We start from the raw sequence: 18,560 nt of genomic DNA on the forward strand, positions 1-18,560 counted from the left end.
GTACCGGCTCTCCCCTTTTTCTGGATGGCCTGCGCTTAAGAATAGTTGGTTATCCGCAAGGTCAAGGGCGAGGGGCGGAGAAGTTGCGAACGACCGTTCGTCAGATAAGCCGCAAGCCCGCATGGGGCGCGGGCTGCAGTAAAAATGAAAAAATTATTCGGCAGTGCCCTGGGCGGTTTCGGCCGGGTAGGTGGCGCGCCACAGCTCAAAGCCGCCGTCCACGCTGTATACGTCCGAGAAGCCCTGGTTCACCAGATAGGCCGCGGCGCTCTGGCTGGAGTTGCCGTGGTAGCACACCACCAGGGTTGGGGCATCGAGGTCGGCATTGCGGATGAACTCGGCGACCGAATGGTTATCCAGATGCTTGGCACCGGTGATGTGGCCGGCGGCAAAGGCCTGCGGGTCGCGAATGTCGACGACTACCGCACCTTGCGCGCGCAGGGCCAGGGCCTGTTCGGGAGGGATGCGCTTGAATTCGCTCATGGGTACGGCTTCCTTCAGGATTGATCGTTCAGTGTAGGCGTTTGGGTGGGGAGGCGTAAGTTGCCGTCGTCGCTGCAGTCACAACGGTGGTATTCGCCGCTGTCGACGTTGTACAGGGTCATGGCACCGCCCCACACGCAACCGGTGTCCAGGGCGATGATGCCGGGCTCGTCGACCTGCCCCTGCAAGGCGGCCCAGTGGCCGAAGATGATCTTCACGTGGCGTGAGCGGCGGCCTTTGTGTGCGTACCAGGGCTTGTAGCCCTTGGGGGCGGTGTCCAGGCCTTCCTTGCTCTTGAGGTCGAGCTTGCCCTCGGCGGTGCAGAAGCGCATGCGCGTGAGGCAGTTGGTGATGACCCGCAGGCGTTCGATGCCGCTGAGGTTCTTGCTCCACTTGTTCGGCTCGTTGCCGTACATGCCGTCCAGGTACAGTTTCAGGCGCTCGTCGTCGCGCAGCACTTCCTCGACCTCGGCGGCCAGCTCCAGGGCTTTGCCCAAGGTCCATTGCGGTGGAATGCCGGCGTGAACCAGGGCAATGCCACGGGGTTCGTCGTAATGCAGCAGCTTTTGCTGGCGCAGCCAGTCGAACAGCTGGTCGGCGTCCGGCGCTTCGATGATCTCGCGCAGGGTGTCGCTTTTCTTCAGGCGTTCGACGTTGTGCCAGGCGGCCAGCAGGTGCAGGTCATGGTTGCCCAGCACGCACACCAGCGACTGGCGGATCGAATAAAGGAAGCGCAGGGTTTCCAGTGACTCGGGGCCGCGGTTGACCAGGTCGCCGACCAGCCACAGGCGGTCGACGGCGGGGTTGAAGTTGACCCGTTCGAGCAGGCACTTGAGTGGCTGCAGGCAGCCCTGCAGGTCACCGACGGCGTAGGTAGCCATCAGTGCAGCGCCCCGGGCACCGCCAGGCGGAAGGGGGCGATCTCGGCATCGAAGCGTTTGCCGTCTTCGGCGAACATCTGGTAGCTGCCCTGCATGGTGCCCACGCGGGTGCTGATGACCGCGCCGCTGCTGTAGGTATGGCTCTGGCCCGGGTCGATATTGGGCTGCTGGCCGACCACGCCGGCGCCACGCACCTCCTCGACCTCGCCGTCACCGTTGGTGATCAGCCAGTGGCGCGACAGCAGCTTGGCCTTGAGCGAGCCATTGTTCTGCACGGTGATGGTGTAGGCGAAAGCGAAACGACTGTTTTCGGGGTCGGATTGTTCTTTGAGGTAGCGGGTCACGACGCTGACGTCGATCTGATAGCGGGGGTCGGACATGCAAGGGCCTTGGGCGAACTGACGCAATAATGCAGTCTAGGCCATTGGGAGGGGGGAGGGCCAGCGGTGAGGGGCTTGGGGATTGTGTTGTCTGTCCCGGCCCTTTCGCGGGTAAACCCGCTCCTACAAGGTACTGCGCAGATTTTGAGAGCTGTGCAGTACCTGTGGGAGCGGGTTTACCCGCGAAGAGGCCGGTACAGGAGATATCAGGCTTGTTGGTCAGCCAACTGGTCAGCCAGGCGCACGAAGGCGGCCAGGTCCAGCTGTTCAGGGCGCAGGCTGCCGTCCACGCCGGCAGCTTCGATGGCCGCGCTGTCGAGCAGGCCTTTCATGGTGTTGCGCAGGGTCTTGCGGCGCTGGTTGAAGGCATCGCGTACCACCTGCTCCAGCAGCTTTGCGTCCTTGGCCGGGTACGGCAGCACTTCGTGCGGCACCAGGCGGACGATGGCCGAGTCCACTTTCGGCGGCGGGTTGAAGGCGCCAGGGCCAACGTTGAACAGGTGCTCGACCCGGCAGTGGTACTGCACCATGATCGACAAGCGCCCCCAGTCACCACCGCCAGGGCCGGCGGCCATGCGCTCGACCACTTCCTTCTGCAGCATGAAGTGCATGTCGCGGATCAGCCCGGCATGGCTGAGCAGGTGGAAGATCAGTGGGGTGGAGATGTTGTAGGGCAGGTTGCCCACCACCTTGAGGCTGCGCGGTGGCACGCCCAGCTGGTTGAAGTCGAACTTCAGGGCGTCGCCCTGGTGCAGGCGGAAATTGCTGCGGCCGGCAAACTTGTGCTGCAGGATCGGCACCAGGTCCTTGTCCAGTTCCACCACGTCCAGCTGTGCCCCGCTGCCCAGCAGGCCTTCGGTCAGGGCGCCCTGGCCGGGGCCGATTTCCAGCAGATGTTCGCCGGCCTTGGCGTTGATGGCACGCAGGATGCGGTCGATGATGCCGGCGTCGTGCAGGAAGTTCTGGCCGAAGCGCTTGCGCGCCCGGTGTTGGTATTGCTCGTTCATGGTCGGTTCTCGGCCATCTGGTAGGCGGTTTCCAGCGCGACGCGCAGGCTGCCGGTGTCGACCTTGCCGGTGCCGGCCAGGTCCAGGGCGGTGCCGTGGTCGACCGACGTGCGGATGATCGGCAGGCCCAGGGTCACGTTGACTGCAGCGCCGAAGCCTTTGTACTTGAGTACAGGCAGGCCCTGGTCGTGGTACATCGCCAGCACCGCATCGCAGTGCTCCAGATATTTGGGGGTAAACAGGGTATCGGCCGGCAGCGGCCCGCGCAGGTCCATGCCTTCGGTGCGCAGGCGGGCCAGGGTCGGCTCGATGATGTCGATTTCCTCGCGGCCCAGGTGGCCGCCCTCGCCCGCGTGCGGGTTGAGGCCGCACACCAGGATGCGCGGGTTGGCAATGCCGAACTTGTCGCGCATGTCGGCATGCAGGATACGGGTTACACGCTCGACGCGCTCGGCAGTGATGGCGTCGGCAATGTCGCGCAGTGGCAGGTGTGTGGTCACCAGGGCCACGCGCAGGCCACGGGTGGCCAGCATCATCACCACTTGCGCGGTGTGGGTCAGCTCGGCAAGGAATTCGGTATGCCCGGAGAAGGCGATACCGCTTTCGTTGATCACGCCCTTGTGTACAGGGGCGGTGATCATCCCGGCGAAGTGCCCGTCCAGGCAGCCTTGCCCGGCACGGGTCAGGGTTTCCAGCACGAACGCGGCATTGGCCTTGTCGAGCTTGCCCGGCACTACCGGGGCCGCCAGGGGGGTATCCCAGACGTACAGGCTACCCGCTGGCGCCGGCTGCTCGGGCCATAGGCCCGGCGCTACCGGCAGCAGGTTGACGGCCAGCCCCAGCTGCGTGGCCCGCTCGGCGAGCAGGTCACGGCTGGTGATGGCGATCAGGGGGTGGGGCTGGGCGTCTGCGGCGAGCAGCAGGCACAGGTCGGGGCCTATGCCGGCCGGCTCGCCGGGGGTGACGGCGAAGCGCAGGGGCTTCACTGGGCGGCCTGGTCAGCGCCAGGCAGCTTGATTTCAACGTAGGCCTCGTCGCGGATCTGGCGCAGCCAGGTCTGCAGCTCTTCGTCGTACTTGCGGTTGCGCAGTACGTTCATGGCCTGTTGCTCACGAGCCTGCTCGGTGCTGTCGGTGGCGCGACGGCCCAGCACTTCCAGGACATGCCAGCCGTACTGGGTCTTGAACGGACGGGTGACTTCGCCTTGGGCGGCGTTGGCCATCTGCTCGCGGAACTCCGGTACCAGGCTGTTCGGGTCAACCCAGTTGAGGTCGCCGCCGTTGAGCGCCGAACCCGGGTCTTCCGAGAAGCTCTTGGCCAGCTCGCCGAAGTCTTCGCCGTTCTTGATGCGCTCGTACAGGCGCTCGGCCAGTTGCTCGGTGGCAGCCTCGCTGCGGATCTCGCTAGGCTTGATCAGGATGTGGCGAACGTGCACTTCGTCACGCAGCACGTTCTCGCTGCCGCCACGCTTCTCCTCGAGCTTGAGGATGATGAAGCCGTTGGGGATGCGGATAGGCTGGGTAATTTCGCCAACCGGCATGCTGCTGAGCATCTTGGCGAAGTCTGGCGGCAGCTGGCCGGCTTTACGCCAGCCCATCTCGCCGCCTTCCAGGGCGTTTTCGCTGGCGGAGCGGGCAATGGCCATCTGGCCGAAGTCCGCGCCCTGCTTGAGCTGCTGGTACACATCGCCAACCTGGCGCGCGGCGGCCTGGATGGCTTCCGAGTTGGCCGCTTCCGGGGTCGGGATCAGGATGTTGGCCAGGCGGTACTCTTCCGACATCTGCATCTTGCCAAGGTCGGAGTTGAGGAAGTTCTTCACTTCCTGCTCGGACACCTGGATACGCTCGGCCACGCGGCGCTGGCGCACGCGGCTGATGATCATCTCGCGCTTGACCTGCTCGCGGGCGTCGTCGAACGACATGCCGTCACGGGCCAGGGCGGCGCGGAACTGGTCCAGCGACATGCCGTTGCGCTGGGCAATGGTGCCCATGGCCTGGTTCAGTTCTTCGTCGGTGATGCGGATGCCGGAGCGCTCGCCGATCTGCAGCTGCAGGTTTTCGACGATCAGACGCTCCAGTACCTGCTGGTCCAGCGCGCCGGCAGGCGGCATGCCGCCGCCGCGCTTGGCGATGGTTTGCTGGACCTCGCGGACACGCTGCTCCAGCTGGCTTTGCATGACCACGTCGTTGTCGACGATGGCCACCACGCGATCAAGAGGTTGCACCGCGGCATGCACCGCGCCACTCAGCAATGCAACGCCCAGCAACGCCGGGCGCAGTCGATCAATAAGCTTGGTCTTCACGTTCACGATAACCTTGAATGCCTTGGTCGAGGAAAGATTCGACCTTGTTGCCGACTACACCACCGAGGCCTTTCAGGACGATCTGAAGGAAGATGCCGTGGTCGCCTTTTTCGTTCGTCGGAAGTGCTTGGCTGAAGTCGTCGTAATCGATCCAGTAACGGTTGATCAGACGCAGCTTCCAGCAGCAGTTGTCGTACTCGAAGCCGCCCATGGCTTCCAGGGTGCGGTTGCGGTTGTAGTCATGCTGCCAGCGAGCGATGACGCTCCACTGCGGAACGATCGGCCAGATGACCGAGAAGTCATGCTGCTGGATCTTGTAGTAATCCTTGATGTAGTTCTCGCTGCCTGGGACGCCGTAGTCGCCACCGCCCACTTTCCAGGTACCGGTCGTGGAGTCGTAGGAGATGGTGTCGTTACGGTAGCGATAACCGAGGTTGACCACTTTGTTCGGGTTGTCTTCAGGCTGGTAGTGGAACATCGCGCTGCCCGAGCGGGTGCTGCGGCTGTCCGGGTCCCAGTTGAAGTCCGAATTGAAGCGCCAGTCGCGGTTGAAGTAGTAGTTGTACACCAACGCGTACGGCGACACATCGGACTGCGAGTCTTTGCGGTTCTGGTAGTTGATACCCGGCAGCTGGACTTTGCGGTCCTTGAAGTAGTACGCCTGACCGATACTGAAGTTTTGGCGCTCGAATCCGTTTTCTTCGATCCAGCGGGTAGTCACGCCCAGTGACAGCTTGTTCTCGTCGCCGATACGGTCGGTGCCGCTGAAGCGGTTGTCACGGAACAGCGAGTCGTAGCTGAACAGGGTTTCGCCGGAGTCGAACAGTGGTATATCCCTCTGGTCCTTGTAGGGGACGTAGAGATAGAACATGCGCGGTTCGAGGGTCTGCTTATAGTTGGTGCCGAACAACGACGTATTACGGTCGAAGTAAAGTCCGCTGTCCACGCTGAAAATCGGTACATCACGGTTCACCGTACCGCTGTAGCTACCGTATGCCACCGGGTCTTGGTTCTTAAGACGGATGGCATCGGCTTTGCCCTTGCTATCCAAATCAAGATCGTAGTGGGTGTAGGCGTACTTAAGCTTCGGTGTCAGGTAGCCATAACTGGCTTCCATAGGCAGGCTGATAGAAGGAGCGAAATTCAGGCGTGTACCGTTAGCGCGGGCAATGCCTGCAATATTTTCATCAAGACGCTGGCCGTCTGGGCCAGCTGTAGTGTCCAATATTCCATCTTCGTTATAGACCGGACCTGTCTTCAAGTCGCGATCGAAGCGAACTGCCTCAGTCTCATACGCAAGGTTCAACCCACCTGGCTCGTACGGCAGCTTACCGTTGAAGGTAATCTGCGGCAGGCGATCATACGGGGTGATCTTCGAGATGGTCGCCATCTCGTAGGCATGCACATTCAACCGCGCGGTGTAGTTGTCACCACGGTAGGTCAATGCACCCTGCTGGTTCAGCAGGTCCTGGGTTTCAATACCGATCTGGTCGGATTCCAGGTCCTGGAAGTAGAACGGATCGCTGATGTCGGTGTAGTCCACCTCGGTCATCAGGCGCTCGTCCAGCCCGCCCTTGTGCTGCCAGTTGACCATCCAGCGCTGCTCTTTGTAGTCAGTCTGGTCTTTGCGGTCGTCGTTCTTGTCGTTGAGGTACGCGCCACCGAACTGGCCTTCGCTGGAAGGCGTCAGGTAGCGGAACTCGCCTTCCATCAGCAGGCCGCGCTTGGTCATGTAGCGCGGGTACAACGTGGCGTCATAGTTCGGCGCCAGGTTGAAGTAGTACGGCGTGACCAGCATGAAGCCGGTGTCGCTGGTGCTGCTGAACGATGGCGGCAGGAAGCCGGACTGGCGACGGTCGTCGATCGGGAAGTAGATGTACGGTGTGTAGAACACCGGGAAATCCTTGACCCGCAGCGTAACGTTGGTCGCGGTACCGAAACCGGTGGCCGGGTTCAGGGTGATGTTGTTGCCCTTCAGCTGCCAGGCGTTGCTGCCCGGTTCGCAGGTGGTGTACGTACCGTCCTTGAGGCGGATGATGGCGTTCTCGCCACGCTTGGCGTACAGGGCACTGCCGCGGATGTGCGACTTGTGCATCACGTATTCGGCGTTGTCGACCTGGGCCTCGCCCGTGTCGAGCTGGATCTGTGCCTCGTCACCGACCACCAGCGAACCGTTGTCACGGATCTTGACGTTGCCCTTGAGCTCGCCACGGTTTTCGGTCTGGTAGAGGTTGGCCTCGTCGGCCTCGGCCTGCATGCTGCCCTGGCGCATCACCACGTCACCGGCGAGGGTAGCGATCTGCTGCTCTTGCTGGTACTTGGATACCTTGGCGTTGATGTAGGTCGGCGACTCGTCCTTCGGCGTGGTGTCGGCCATGCCAGGGCGGGTTGGCTCGATGTAGGCGCCACCGCAGTACGGGCCGGTTTCGGCCAGCTGTGCGGCAGTGAGCTTTTCACGCGGAACCCAGTCCAGGTGGCTGTAGTCTTCGCTACGCGACTTCAGGCCACGGCCCTTGGCCTCGGTGACCAGCATCGGCCGGTCCGCGGTTTCGCCTTCGCTCGCGGCTTCGGTGCCGGTGCTGACTGCAGCACCCTCGTGCACCGGGCGCGGCGGCAGGTTGTTGGTTGGGGTCTTGGGCTTGCAGTCCCAACCACCGGAGGCGGACACTTGGCAGTCGAACTGTTCGGCTGCCACCACGTAAGACGTGGCCAGAGGTTGCAGGGCCAGCAGACCGCCGGTTACCAGCAACGGAAACTTTCTACGAAACGCGGGGGATTTCAATGCCATCTTATTAGTCCGGGCTTCCTGCGTGCCATCTGCCCGCGTGTGGGGCCGCACGCCTCTCGATGGTCTGAAAAAGATGCTGGATAATAAAGCATGACCCGCTTGACGGCTAGGGCCGTCGGAGACCCTTGTAATGCCTGAACACGATGTACGCCTGCAACAACTGACGGTCTGGCTCGATGAGCAGCTCAATGATCTTTTCCGGAAAAACGCCTGGGGCGACGTGCCTGCAGGCAGCTTGACCGCGGCCAGCAGCGACGCCAGCTTCCGCCGTTATTTCCGCTGGCAGGGTGCCGGCCACAGCTTCGTGATCATGGATGCACCACCTCCACAGGAAAACTGCCGACCGTTCGTCGCCATCGACCACCTGCTGGCCAGCGCCGACGTGCACGTGCCGCTGATCCATGCCCAGGACCTGGAACGTGGTTTCCTGCTGCTGGGTGACCTGGGCCACCAGACATACCTTGATATCATTGATGCGGACAACGCCGACGGCCTGTTCGCCGATGCCATCGACGCGCTGCTGGCGTTCCAGCGCCTGCCGATGGACGCGCCGTTGCCCAGCTACGACGATGCGCTGTTGCGCCGTGAAGTCGAGTTGTTCCCGGAGTGGTACGTGGGTCGTGAGCTTGGCCTGGCCTTCAGCGATGCCCAGAAAGCCACCTGGCAACGAATCAGCCAGCTGCTGATCGACAGCGCACTGGCCCAGCCCAAGGTGCTGGTGCACCGCGACTACATGCCGCGCAACCTCATGCAGAGCACGCCCAACCCCGGCGTGCTGGACTTCCAGGATGCCGTGTATGGCCCGGTCACCTACGACATCACCTGCCTGTTCAAGGACGCGTTCCTCAGCTGGCCGCAGGCGCGGGTCGAAGGCTGGCTGCGCGACTACTGGCAGAAGGCGCAGGCTGCCGGCATCCCGGTGCAGGCCGATTTCGAGGCGTTCCAGCGTGCCAGCGACCTGATGGGTGTACAGCGCCACCTGAAGGTGATCGGTATTTTCGCCCGTATCTGCCACCGTGACGGCAAACCCCGTTACCTGGGCGACGTACCGCGCTTCTTCGCCTATATAGAAGAAGTGATCAGCCGCCGGCCCGAATTGGCGGAGCTGGGTGAGCTGATTGCCGAGTTGCAGGCCGGAGCGCGTGCATGAAGGCAATGATCCTGGCAGCGGGCAAAGGCGAGCGCATGCGCCCGCTTACCCTGCACACCCCCAAACCGCTGGTCCCGGTCGCCGGCCAGCCATTGATCGAGTACCACCTGCGGGCCCTGGCTGCGGCGGGCGTCACCGAGGTGGTGATCAACCATGCCTGGCTCGGCCAGCAGATCGAGGACCACCTGGGTGACGGCAGCCGTTTCGGCCTGAGCATCCGCTATTCGCCCGAAGGCGAGCCGCTGGAAACCGGCGGTGGCATCTTCAAGGCCCTGCCATTGCTGGGTGACGCGCCGTTCCTGCTGGTGAACGGCGATGTCTGGACCGACTATGACTTCGCGCGCCTGCTGGCTCCCCTGCAAGGCCTGGCCCATTTGGTGCTGGTCGATAACCCAGGCCATCACGGCCGCGGCGACTTCCGCCTGGTGGGCGAGCGGGTGGTCGATGGTGATGATGCCCCTGGCACGCTGACCTTCAGCGGCCTTTCGGTGCTGCACCCGGCGCTGTTCGAAGGCTGCCAGCCTGGCGCCTTCAAGCTGGCGCCGTTGCTGCGCAAGGCCATGGCTGCGGGCCAGGTCAGTGGCGAGCACTACCGTGGGCACTGGGTTGATGTCGGTACTATCGAGCGCCTGGCCGAGGCCGAGCGCCTGATCGGCGAGCGCGCCTGACATGTGGTGGCCAAGCACGGTGATTGGTGCCGGTGCCGGCTTTGCCGTTGCCAGCATCCCCGGGGCCTTGCTCGGCGCGTTGCTCGGCCAGGCCATGGACCGCCGCCTGCGTTTGCAAGGCTGGGAGGACATGCGTGAACGCCTGGGCGGGCGTCCGGCCTTGCAGGACGATGAGTTGCTGTTCGTGATGCTCGGGCGCCTGGCCAAGTGCGATGGCCGGGTGGGCGAGCAGCATATCCAGCAGGCGCGCCAGGAGATGGTGCGCCTGGACCTGGCCGAAGCGGCCCGGCTGCGTGCGATTGCCGCGTTCAACCGTGGCAAGGCGGGCAAGGACCGGCTGAGTGGGCACCTGCGGCGCATTCGCCAGCAGCCGCATGCGGCCGAAGGCACCCTGCGTGCCTGTTGGCGCATGGTCTGGGCCGACGGCAAGATGGGCAACAAGGAGCGTGAACTGCTGTTGGACTGGGGTCAGAAACTGGGCCTGAGCCGGCGGCAGGTGCAAGCCATGTCGCTGGAGTACGAACCACGCAAGGCGGCGGGGCCGGAAGGGGTCGCCATGACCTATGCGGCGGCGTTGCGCTTGCTGGCGGTCGAGGCGGATACCGATGCCGACAAGGTCAAGCAGGCGTATCGTCGGCTGGTCAGCCGGCACCACCCGGACAAGCTGGCGGGCACTGGTGCCAGTGAGGCGCAGGTGCGTGAAGCGACCGAGCGGACCCGGGAGTTGCATCAGGCCTATGCAATGATCCGTAAGCGGCGCGGCCTGTAGGAGCGGCCTTGTGTCGCGATGGGGCGCGCAGCGGCCCCTAGTAGTCAGCTTCGCAACAGATATCGCTGGGGCCGCTTTGCGGCCCTTTCGCGACGCAATGCCGCTCCTACAGGCTCATCCACCCCCGCACCCGGCGGAACAGTTGCTCCTGCTCGGCCACCTTGTTCCCCGGCATGGCAATCAGCGACAACTGCCGGTACTGGCTGTCCTTCTGCCGCTTGCTGGCCTGCAGGCGCTGCGCGGCAGCATTGCGGTCAGCGCTGCGGGTGGCGTAGTAGATGTCGGCAGTCGGCACTTTCAAGGTCGGCGCCAGGCTTTCCAGGTCATGCTCCACCCGCGCCGGTGTCTGCGCGGCAACCATCACCAGTTTCTGCACCTGCGGTGGCTGTTTCTCGCTCAGGTAGCGGGCCGCCCAATACGCGCCGCTGCCATGGCCGATCAGCACGATGCTGCGGGCGTTGTGCTGCTGGGCAAAGGCCACCGCAGCATCCAGGCGGGCGAAAATGCGCTCGGCATCGGCCGGGTCGGTTTGCTCGCTGGCCTGTTTGGCGTCAGTGCTTTCCGCGGTGTCGGCATCGGCTGCGGTGGCCTGGGCGACGTTGGCATTGGCATCGGCCGGCACGTCCTTGGCCGGGGCGCTTTCGCCGTTGTCTGGCTGCGGCTCGGCAGCCGGCTTGGCCTCGATCCGCGCCTGCGGGCTGTCGGCAAGCAGGTCGGGCAGGCTGATGCTCAGGCTGTGCCAGCCGATATCGGGGAACTTCTGCCGCAGCGGGCCGACCGCATTTGGCCAGTCAGCCGTTTCGCCAGCCCCCGGGACGATGATGACCGCCCCCTGCGGGTCGCTGTCGTTGGCCGGTTTCCACAGGGCCAGGAAACTGTCGGCACCGGCCTGCAGGGTCTGCTGTTCGGCCTTGGGCACCAGCCGCTCCAGCGCCTGGGCGTCCTCCTGGCTGCGCTCCAGCAGCGGCGGGCGAGGGGCTTGGGCAGCGGGTGCCTCGGTGGTGGTGGATGGTTTTTCGGCATCGGCGGCCAGGGCGCCGAGTGGAAGGATCGAGGCCAGGCAGCACATTGCCAGCGTCGTGCGATAAAGTGTGGACATGAGTCAACCCAGGGCCAGAATGATACCGGCAGCCTAATAGTATTTGCCCGTGACGGCCATGCTGCATGGCCGCCTTGCCAAGACGAGCGTGTAGATGAAGCGAGTGCGTCGCCTGTTGGTTATCGGCTGCTTTTGGCTGCCCTTGATTGCATTGGCCAGTCCCGAAGCGGTGCCCACGGTTGCCCTGGAACCGGCCCAGCAGGAATGGCTGGATACACACCGCAGTCTGCGTGTCGGCCTGGTGTTGCAGGCGCCCTACGCTCAGTTCGACCGGCGCCTGCAGCAGCTGTACGGGGCCAACGTGGAATTGGTGAGCAGCCTGGCGCAGGCGCTGCGGCTGGACCTTACCTGGCGCAACTTCGCCGACCAGGCCAGCCTCGAGCATGCCCTGCAGGCCGGCGAAATCGACTTTGCCCCGGGGCTTACCCAGACCCCTGCCAGCCTGCGTCTGTGGCTGTTCAGCGACCCGTACATGCGCGTGCCGCAACTGGTGGTTGGGCCGCGCACCGGGACCATGGCCGTGGAACTGGAAACGCTCGAGGCCGAGCAGCGGGTGGCGGTGCGCATGCCCAGCCAGCTGGCGGACTACCTGCGTGGCAACTACAGCAACCTCAACCTGCAAGGGGTGCCCAACGAGCGCGAGGCCCTGCAACTGGTGGTGGGCGGCCAGGCCAGTTTCGCAGTGCTGGACGAAGCCCAGCTCAGCCGCCTGTCGCGCGAAAGCGAGTTCGGCGAGCTGGCGGTGGTCGGCGATATCGGCCTGCCGCAACTGTTGCGCATCGGTTCGCGGCGCGACTGGCCACTGCTGGCCGATGTGCTCGAGCGTGGCCTGCAGACGCTGCCGGCCAAGGAACTGGAGCAACTGCACCAGCGTTGGCTGCAGCCAAAGTACCCACGCCTGAGCGAGTCGACGGGGTTCTGGCAGAACCTGGCCCTGCTGTTCGGCATGCTGCTGTTGTGCGTGCTGGCCACCCTGGTGTGGCAGCGTCGGCAGCAGCGCCAGCTGGAGCGCAGCCTGCTGGCCACGCGCGAAAGCCTGGTGGAGCGGCAGGTGCGCGAAGAAGCGTTGCGCCTGAGCCAGTTCGCCATCGACCAGAGCACGGTGGGCATCCTCTGGGTCAACTGGGACAGCCACGTACGCTACGCCAACCATGCCGCCGAGCGCATGCTGGGCTACGGCGAAGGCGCGCTGCTGGAGCGGCCGCTGAGCGACTTTGAACCCAGCCTGACCATGGACCGCTGGCTGGAGCTGTGGAAGGGCGCGCGCACCGGGGCGGGCGGTGTCGGCCAGTTCGAGACGCAGTGCCGCCGGGCTGACCAGAGCCTGCTGCCGGTCGAGCTGTCGCTGAGTTTTCTGCGCTTTCGTGATTCCGAGTACCTTGTGGTTTACCTCGCCGATGTTACCGAGCGCCACCGCGCCCTGGCGGCCCTGCGCGAAAGCGAGGCGCGGCTCAAGGGCATTGCCGGCAACGTGCCGGGGTTGGTGTTCCGCCTGGAGCGCGACCCGGCCGAGGGCGACCTGGAATTCCCCTACATCAGCGAGGGCAGCGAGGCCTTGGTGGGCTATTCGCCCAGCGAGATCCAGCACCCGCAGATGGGCCTGCGCAACCTGGTACATCCCGAGGACCGCGCCGATTACCACCGAGTGCAGGACCTGGCCCTGGCCAGTGACCAGGACTGGTCCTGGCAGGGGCGCATCCTCACCCGCCAGGGTGAACAGCGCTGGGCCGACATCAAGGCCAGCACCCGGCGCCTGGGCAACGGCCAGGTGGTGTGGGACGGCGTGGTGTGGGACATCACCCAGGGCAAGCGGGCCGAGTTGGCGCTGGCCAGGTCCCAGGAGCAGCTGCGCGAACTGTCGGCCCACCTGGAGAGCGTGCGTGAGGAAGAAAAGGCCCGCATTGCCCGGGAAGTGCACGATGAACTGGGGCAGATGCTGACCGTGCTCAAGCTGGAGGTGTCGATGTGCGAGCTGGCCTTCGCCGAGCTGGACCCGGGCCTGAACGAGCGCCTGACCAGCATGAAGCGCCTGATCGCCCAACTGTTCCAGCTGGTGCGCGACGTGGCCACCGCCTTGCGCCCGCCGATTCTCGATGCCGGCATCGCCTCGGCCATCGAATGGCAGGCGCGGCGCTTTGAAGCACGCACGCAGATCCCCTGCCTGGTGCAAGTACCGGATAATCTGCCAGCATTGAGCGATGCCAAGGCCACCGGGCTGTTCCGTATCCTCCAGGAGGCGCTGACCAACGTGATGCGCCATGCCCAGGCGCACAGCGTGGAGATCGAACTGGTGCGTGAGCACGGGCAATTGCGCATGACTGTCAGCGATGACGGCCAGGGCTTTTGCCGCGACCAGCCACGGCCCACCTCGTTCGGCCTGGTAGGGGTGCGTGAGCGGGTGCTGATGTTGGGCGGCAGCATGGCGCTGGACAGTGAACCGGGCGAAGGCACCAGCCTGAGCGTGGCCATACCGTTGGAGTAGGAGAGCGATCGTGATTCGAGTGCTGGTGGCCGAAGACCACACCATTGTCCGTGAGGGCATCAAGCAGTTGATTGGCCTGGCCAAGGACATGCAGGTGGCGGGGGAGGCCGGTAACGGTGAGCAGTTGCTGGAAACCCTGCGGCACACGCCGTGCGAGGTGGTACTGCTGGATATCTCGATGCCGGGTGTGAATGGCCTGGAGGCGATCCCGCGGATCCGAGCGTTGCACGACGCCCCGGCGATCCTGATGCTGTCGATGCACGATGAAGCGCAGATGGCGGCGCGGGCGCTGAAGGCCGGGGCGGCGGGCTATGCCACCAAGGACAGCGACCCGGCGCTGTTGCTGACCGCAATTCGCCGGGTTGCCGCTGGCGGGCGTTATATCGACCCGGCGCTGGCCGACCGCATGGTCTTCGAAGTGGGCCTGACCGAGTCGCGGCCGTTGCACACGCTGCTGTCGGAGCGGGAGTTTTCGGTGTTCGAACGCCTGGCCCAGGGCGCCAACGTCAACGACATCGCCCAGCAGCTGGCGCTGTCGAGCAAGACCATCAGCACCCACAAGGCGCGCCTGATGCAAAAGCTGAAAGTGAACTCGCTGGCTGAGCTGGTGAAGTACGCGATGGAGCACAAGCTGGTCTGAATGCGACATGCGCTTCCTGCGTCCTGTAGCGAATCCCTGTGGGAGCGGGTTTACCCGCGAAAGGGCCTGACCTGCCATCTGCGGTGCCTGGGCTGGCCTCTTCGCGGGTGAACCCGCTCCCACAGGGGCGCGCCGGAGGGCTGAGAGAAGTATTCCAAACCCGCCATCTTTGTAGGGGAATCCCTACAACAAATCTTCCATCCGGATGATGGCATTCTCTCAGCACCCCCGATTTTCCGGCGCTTGCCGCTTGTCTAGTCTTTGCCTACGCAGTCATCCAACAAGAAGGTGCAGGCATGAGCGAGGCGAAGTCGAACGCTGCAACCAGCGAAACGCTGGTCAGCTTCCGTGGTGTGCAGAAGAGCTACGACGGCGAGTCGCTGATCGTCAAAGACCTCAACCTGGATATTCGCAAGGGCGAGTTCCTCACCCTGCTTGGCCCGTCCGGCTCGGGCAAGACCACCAGCCTGATGATGCTGGCCGGCTTCGAAACCCCCACCGCCGGTGAAATCCAGCTGGCCGGGCGCTCGATCAACAACGTGCCGCCGCACAAGCGCGACATCGGCATGGTGTTCCAGAACTACGCGCTGTTCCCGCACATGACCGTGGCCGAGAACCTGGCCTTCCCGCTGACCGTGCGCAACCTGAGCAAGACCGACATCAGCGAGCGGGTCAAGCGGGTGCTGAACATGGTCCAGCTCGATGCCTTCGCCAAGCGTTACCCCGGCCAGCTGTCCGGCGGCCAGCAGCAGCGTGTGGCCCTGGCCCGGGCACTGGTGTTCGAGCCGCAGCTGGTGCTGATGGACGAACCGCTGGGCGCGCTGGACAAGCAGCTGCGCGAGCACATGCAGATGGAGATCAAGCACATCCACCAGCGCCTGGGCGTGACCGTGGTGTACGTGACCCACGACCAGGGCGAAGCGCTGACCATGTCCGACCGGGTGGCCGTGTTCCACCAGGGTGAAATCCAGCAGATCGCTGACCCGCGCACGCTGTACGAAGAACCCTGCAACACCTTCGTCGCCAACTTCATCGGCGAGAACAACCGCATCAACGGCACCTTGCTGGCCAGTGATGGCAAGCGCTGCCAGGTGCAGTTGCCGCGCGGCGAGCGGGTCGAGGCGCTGGCGGTGAATGTCGGCCAGGCCGGCGAGCCGGTGACCCTGTCGATCCGCCCGGAGCGCGTGCGCCTGAACGGCCACAGCGAGAGCTGCGTGAACCGCTTCTCGGGCCGGGTGGCCGAATTCATTTACCTGGGCGACCACGTGCGGGTGCGCCTGGAGGTTTGCGGCAAGGGCGACTTCTTCGTGAAACAGCCGATTGCCGAGCTCGACCCGGCCTTGGCCGTGGGCGATGTGGTACCGCTGGGCTGGGAGGTGGAGCACGCCCGCGCGCTCGATCCGATTGCCGAAGCCCATTGATCGATTGCTTCACCAACCCTGTACTGTGGAGAGAATAATAATGCGCAAGCAGTTGAAACTGACCGCCCTGGCCCTGGGGCTGTTCGCCGCTGGCCAGGCCATGGCCGCAGACCTCACCGTGGTCTCGTTCGGCGGTGCCAACAAGGCGGCCCAGGTCAAGGCGTTCTACGAACCGTGGGAGAAGGCCGGCAAGGGCAAGATCGTCGCAGGCGAGTACAACGGCGAGATGGCCAAGGTCAAAGCCATGGTCGACACCAAGAGCGTGTCCTGGAACCTGGTGGAAGTCGAGTCGCCAGAACTGGCCCGCGGCTGTGACGAGGGCATGTTCGAAGAACTCGACCCGGCCCTGTTCGGTAATGAGGCCGACTACGTGCCGGGTGCCATCCAGCCATGCGGCGTGGGCTTCTTCGTATGGTCCACGGTGCTGGCCTACAACGCCGACAAGCTGAAGACCGCACCGACCAGCTGGGCCGATTTCTGGGATACCAAGAAATTCCCGGGCAAGCGCGGCCTGCGCAAGGGCGCCAAGTACACCCTGGAATTCGCCCTGATGGCCGACGGCGTGGCGCCGAAGGACGTGTACCAGGTGCTGGGCACCAAAGAGGGCGTGGACCGTGCCTTCAAGAAACTCGACGAACTCAAGCCAAGCATCCAGTGGTGGGAAGCCGGCGCCCAGCCGCCGCAGTACCTGGCCTCGGGTGACGTGGTCATGAGCTCTGCCTACAACGGCCGCATCGCTGCGGTGCAGAAAGAGAGCAACCTGAAGGTGGTATGGAACGGCGGCATCTACGACTTCGACGCCTGGGCCATCCCGAAAGGCGCCAAGGATGCCGAGGAAGCGAAGAAATTCATCGCCTTCAGCGTGCAGCCCGAGCAGCAGAAGACCTACTCCGAGAACATCGCCTACGGCCCGGCCAATTCCAAGGCCGTGAGCCTGCTGTCGGACGCGGTTAAGAAGGACATGCCGACCACGCCTGAAAACATCGCCAACCAGGTGCAGATCGACGTGGCCTTCTGGGCTGACAACAGCGAGCAGCTGGAGCAACGCTTCAACGCCTGGGCGGCGAAGAAGTAAACGACCAGCGTAGGGGGCCGCTTTGCGGCCCATCGCCGGCAAGCCAGCTCCCACAGGGGGCCGCTGCCCTGGAGCCAGCGGAGTATCTGTAGGAGCTGGCTTGCCGGCGATGGGCTGCGCAGCAGCCCCATTTTCAGTTCGTATCGCGGAGTTCGCCATGGCCATTGCAGTGCCCCTCAAAGAAGGCGCAGGTCCAAGTCTCAAGCAGCGCCTCAAGCACGCCGAGCGGGTCAACCGCTGGAAGGCGCAGGCGTTGATCGCGCCGCTGGCGCTGTTTCTCCTGCTGGTGTTCCTGGTGCCGATCGCGGCGCTGCTGTACAAGAGTGTCGGCAACCCGGAAGTGGTTGGCGGCCTGCCGCGCACCGTGGGCGTCATCACCCAGTGGGATGGCAAGAGCCTGCCGGGCGAGGACGTGTACAAGGCGTTGAGCCAGGACCTGGCCGAGTCGCGCAAGAACCAGACCCTGGGCGACCTTTCCAAGCGCCTGAACATGGAGCTGGCCGGTTACCGCAGCCTGTTGGCCAAGACCGCGCGGGCGCTGCCGTTCAAGAGCGAACCCGCTTCCTATAAAGATGCCTTGCAGGCCCTCGACGAGCGTTGGGGCGACCCGGCCTACTGGCAGGCGATCCGTCGCAACACCAGTACGGTCACCTCGTTCTACCTGCTGGCTTCGCTCGACCACCGTATCGATGACCTTGGCGAACTGGCCAAGGCCACCCCGGACCAGGCCATCTACCTGGATATCTTCGCCCGCACCCTGTGGATGGGTGTGGTGATTACTGCCATCTGTCTGGTGCTGGCCTACCCGCTGGCCTACCTGCTGGCCAACCTGCCGACCCGGCAGAGCAACCTGCTGATGATCCTGGTGCTGCTGCCGTTCTGGACCTCGATCCTGGTGCGGGTGGCGGCGTGGATCGTGCTGTTGCAGTCGGGTGGCCTGATCAACAGCGCGCTGATGGCAATGGGCATCATCGACCAGCCGCTGGAGCTGGTGTTCAACCGCACCGGCGTGTACATCTCGATGGTGCACATCCTGTTGCCGTTCATGATCCTGCCGCTGTACAGCGTGATGAAGGGCATTTCGCCAAGTTACATGCGTGCGGCGATCTCGCTGGGCTGCCACCCGTTCGCCAGTTTCTGGCGGGTCTACTTCCCGCAGACCTACGCCGGGGTTGGCGCTGGTTGCCTGCTGGTGTTCATCCTGGCCATCGGCTACTACATCACCCCGGCACTGCTGGGCAGCCCGAATGACCAGATGGTCAGCTACTTCGTGGCCTTCTACACCAACACCAGCATCAACTGGGGCATGGCCACCGCGCTGGGCGGGCTGTTGCTGCTGGCGACCGTGCTGTTGTACCTGATCTATAGCTGGCTGGTCGGCGCCAGCCGCCTGCGCCTGAGCTGAGGAGCCTTGT

At 64.2% G+C, this 18,560-nt stretch carries 16 protein-coding genes; 8 read left to right on the forward strand and 8 right to left on the reverse strand.

Annotation, left to right across the window (positions count from 1 at the left end; translation table 11 throughout):
* Positions 1 to 153 precede the first annotated feature (153 nt).
* The 7 genes from glpE to ABNP31_RS02025 form a co-directional block, all read right to left on the reverse strand.
* Positions 154 to 483 (reverse strand): thiosulfate sulfurtransferase GlpE, encoded by a 330-nt coding sequence (gene glpE, locus ABNP31_RS01995; protein ID WP_061303896.1) that lies wholly within the window; start codon positions 481 to 483, stop codon positions 154 to 156.
* Positions 484 to 497: 14 nt separating this feature from the next.
* Positions 498 to 1,364, reverse strand: a complete 867-nt coding sequence (locus ABNP31_RS02000; protein ID WP_238067186.1) for a symmetrical bis(5'-nucleosyl)-tetraphosphatase — start codon at positions 1,362 to 1,364, stop codon at positions 498 to 500.
* Positions 1,364 to 1,744: a Co2+/Mg2+ efflux protein ApaG gene (apaG, locus tag ABNP31_RS02005; RefSeq protein WP_012270198.1), complete on the reverse strand. Its 381-nt coding sequence runs from the start codon at positions 1,742 to 1,744 to the stop codon at positions 1,364 to 1,366. The genes ABNP31_RS02000 and apaG overlap by 1 nt, the downstream gene beginning before the upstream one ends.
* Before the next feature lie 206 nt (positions 1,745 to 1,950).
* Entirely contained in the window at positions 1,951 to 2,751 is an 801-nt protein-coding gene (gene rsmA / locus ABNP31_RS02010) for a 16S rRNA (adenine(1518)-N(6)/adenine(1519)-N(6))-dimethyltransferase RsmA (protein ID WP_238067187.1), read from the reverse strand.
* On the reverse strand, positions 2,748 to 3,737 hold the full coding sequence (gene pdxA, locus ABNP31_RS02015; RefSeq protein ID WP_085664079.1) for a 4-hydroxythreonine-4-phosphate dehydrogenase PdxA: 990 nt from the start codon (positions 3,735 to 3,737) through the stop codon (positions 2,748 to 2,750). The genes rsmA and pdxA overlap by 4 nt, the downstream gene beginning before the upstream one ends.
* Positions 3,734 to 5,053, reverse strand: coding sequence for a peptidylprolyl isomerase (locus ABNP31_RS02020; RefSeq protein WP_350012942.1), 1,320 nt, complete (start codon positions 5,051 to 5,053; stop codon positions 3,734 to 3,736). The genes pdxA and ABNP31_RS02020 overlap by 4 nt, the downstream gene beginning before the upstream one ends.
* Positions 5,034 to 7,841, reverse strand: coding sequence for an LPS-assembly protein LptD (locus tag ABNP31_RS02025; protein ID WP_350012943.1), 2,808 nt, complete (start codon positions 7,839 to 7,841; stop codon positions 5,034 to 5,036). Before ABNP31_RS02025 ends, ABNP31_RS02020 begins: the two co-directional genes overlap by 20 nt.
* 130 nt (positions 7,842 to 7,971) lie before the next feature.
* Here ABNP31_RS02025 and ABNP31_RS02030 point away from each other — a divergent pair, with 130 nt between their 5' ends.
* Genes ABNP31_RS02030 through ABNP31_RS02040 form a run of 3 tightly spaced genes read left to right on the forward strand, consistent with a single transcriptional unit; the run spans position 7,972 to position 10,428 of the window.
* A complete protein-coding gene (locus ABNP31_RS02030) occupies positions 7,972 to 8,991 on the forward strand; it encodes an aminoglycoside phosphotransferase family protein (protein WP_039613249.1) in 1,020 nt (339 codons plus the stop codon).
* A complete protein-coding gene (gene murU / locus ABNP31_RS02035) occupies positions 8,988 to 9,659 on the forward strand; it encodes an N-acetylmuramate alpha-1-phosphate uridylyltransferase MurU (RefSeq protein ID WP_085664077.1) in 672 nt (223 codons plus the stop codon). Before ABNP31_RS02030 ends, murU begins: the two co-directional genes overlap by 4 nt.
* Position 9,660: 1 nt before the next feature.
* Positions 9,661 to 10,428: a TerB family tellurite resistance protein gene (locus tag ABNP31_RS02040; RefSeq protein ID WP_025337464.1), complete on the forward strand. Its 768-nt coding sequence runs from the start codon at positions 9,661 to 9,663 to the stop codon at positions 10,426 to 10,428.
* Positions 10,429 to 10,534: 106 nt separating this feature from the next.
* On the opposite strand, the gene ABNP31_RS02045 is transcribed toward ABNP31_RS02040, so the two are convergent.
* Entirely contained in the window at positions 10,535 to 11,527 is a 993-nt protein-coding gene (locus ABNP31_RS02045; RefSeq protein ID WP_350012944.1) for an alpha/beta hydrolase family protein, read from the reverse strand.
* Positions 11,528 to 11,621: 94 nt separating this feature from the next.
* On the opposite strand from ABNP31_RS02045, the gene ABNP31_RS02050 reads away from it, so the two are divergent.
* The 5 genes from ABNP31_RS02050 (at position 11,622) to ABNP31_RS02070 (ending at position 18,550) form a co-directional block, all read left to right on the forward strand.
* Complete coding sequence (locus tag ABNP31_RS02050; protein ID WP_350012945.1) at positions 11,622 to 14,009, forward strand: PAS domain-containing sensor histidine kinase; 2,388 nt, start codon at positions 11,622 to 11,624, stop codon at positions 14,007 to 14,009.
* Between the two features lie 7 nt (positions 14,010 to 14,016).
* Positions 14,017 to 14,649: a response regulator gene (locus ABNP31_RS02055; RefSeq protein WP_170929296.1), complete on the forward strand. Its 633-nt coding sequence runs from the start codon at positions 14,017 to 14,019 to the stop codon at positions 14,647 to 14,649.
* Positions 14,650 to 14,945: 296 nt separating this feature from the next.
* Complete coding sequence (locus ABNP31_RS02060; RefSeq protein ID WP_012270208.1) at positions 14,946 to 16,070, forward strand: ABC transporter ATP-binding protein; 1,125 nt, start codon at positions 14,946 to 14,948, stop codon at positions 16,068 to 16,070.
* Between the two features lie 40 nt (positions 16,071 to 16,110).
* The gene (locus ABNP31_RS02065; protein WP_075044415.1) at positions 16,111 to 17,145 is read left to right on the forward strand and encodes an ABC transporter substrate-binding protein; all 1,035 of its coding nucleotides are present in this window, start codon (positions 16,111 to 16,113) and stop codon (positions 17,143 to 17,145) included.
* A 157-nt stretch (positions 17,146 to 17,302) separates the two neighbouring features.
* Positions 17,303 to 18,550, forward strand: coding sequence for an ABC transporter permease (locus ABNP31_RS02070; RefSeq protein ID WP_013970602.1), 1,248 nt, complete (start codon positions 17,303 to 17,305; stop codon positions 18,548 to 18,550).
* The last annotated feature ends 10 nt before the right edge of the window (positions 18,551 to 18,560 follow it).

This window comes from Pseudomonas asiatica (assembly GCF_040214835.1).
GTDB classification, from domain to species: Bacteria; Pseudomonadota; Gammaproteobacteria; order Pseudomonadales; family Pseudomonadaceae; genus Aquipseudomonas; species Aquipseudomonas putida_Z.

Excerpts from the sequence above, each read along its gene's own strand:
- ABNP31_RS02060 (WP_012270208.1), top strand. The coding sequence starts at position 14,946 with ATGAGCGAGGCGAAGTCGAACGCTGCAACCAGCGAAACGCTGGTCAGC.
- glpE (WP_061303896.1), bottom strand. The coding sequence starts at position 483 with ATGAGCGAATTCAAGCGCATCCCTCCCGAACAGGCCCTGGCCCTGCGC.
- ABNP31_RS02000 (WP_238067186.1), bottom strand. The coding sequence starts at position 1,364 with ATGGCTACCTACGCCGTCGGTGACCTGCAGGGCTGCCTGCAGCCACTC.
- ABNP31_RS02050 (WP_350012945.1), top strand. The coding sequence starts at position 11,622 with ATGAAGCGAGTGCGTCGCCTGTTGGTTATCGGCTGCTTTTGGCTGCCC.
- ABNP31_RS02070 (WP_013970602.1), top strand. The coding sequence starts at position 17,303 with ATGGCCATTGCAGTGCCCCTCAAAGAAGGCGCAGGTCCAAGTCTCAAG.
- ABNP31_RS02030 (WP_039613249.1), top strand. The coding sequence starts at position 7,972 with ATGCCTGAACACGATGTACGCCTGCAACAACTGACGGTCTGGCTCGAT.
- ABNP31_RS02025 (WP_350012943.1), bottom strand. The coding sequence starts at position 7,841 with ATGGCATTGAAATCCCCCGCGTTTCGTAGAAAGTTTCCGTTGCTGGTA.
- apaG (WP_012270198.1), bottom strand. The coding sequence starts at position 1,744 with ATGTCCGACCCCCGCTATCAGATCGACGTCAGCGTCGTGACCCGCTAC.
- ABNP31_RS02040 (WP_025337464.1), top strand. The coding sequence starts at position 9,661 with ATGTGGTGGCCAAGCACGGTGATTGGTGCCGGTGCCGGCTTTGCCGTT.
- murU (WP_085664077.1), top strand. The coding sequence starts at position 8,988 with ATGAAGGCAATGATCCTGGCAGCGGGCAAAGGCGAGCGCATGCGCCCG.
- ABNP31_RS02065 (WP_075044415.1), top strand. The coding sequence starts at position 16,111 with ATGCGCAAGCAGTTGAAACTGACCGCCCTGGCCCTGGGGCTGTTCGCC.
- ABNP31_RS02045 (WP_350012944.1), bottom strand. The coding sequence starts at position 11,527 with ATGTCCACACTTTATCGCACGACGCTGGCAATGTGCTGCCTGGCCTCG.
- rsmA (WP_238067187.1), bottom strand. The coding sequence starts at position 2,751 with ATGAACGAGCAATACCAACACCGGGCGCGCAAGCGCTTCGGCCAGAAC.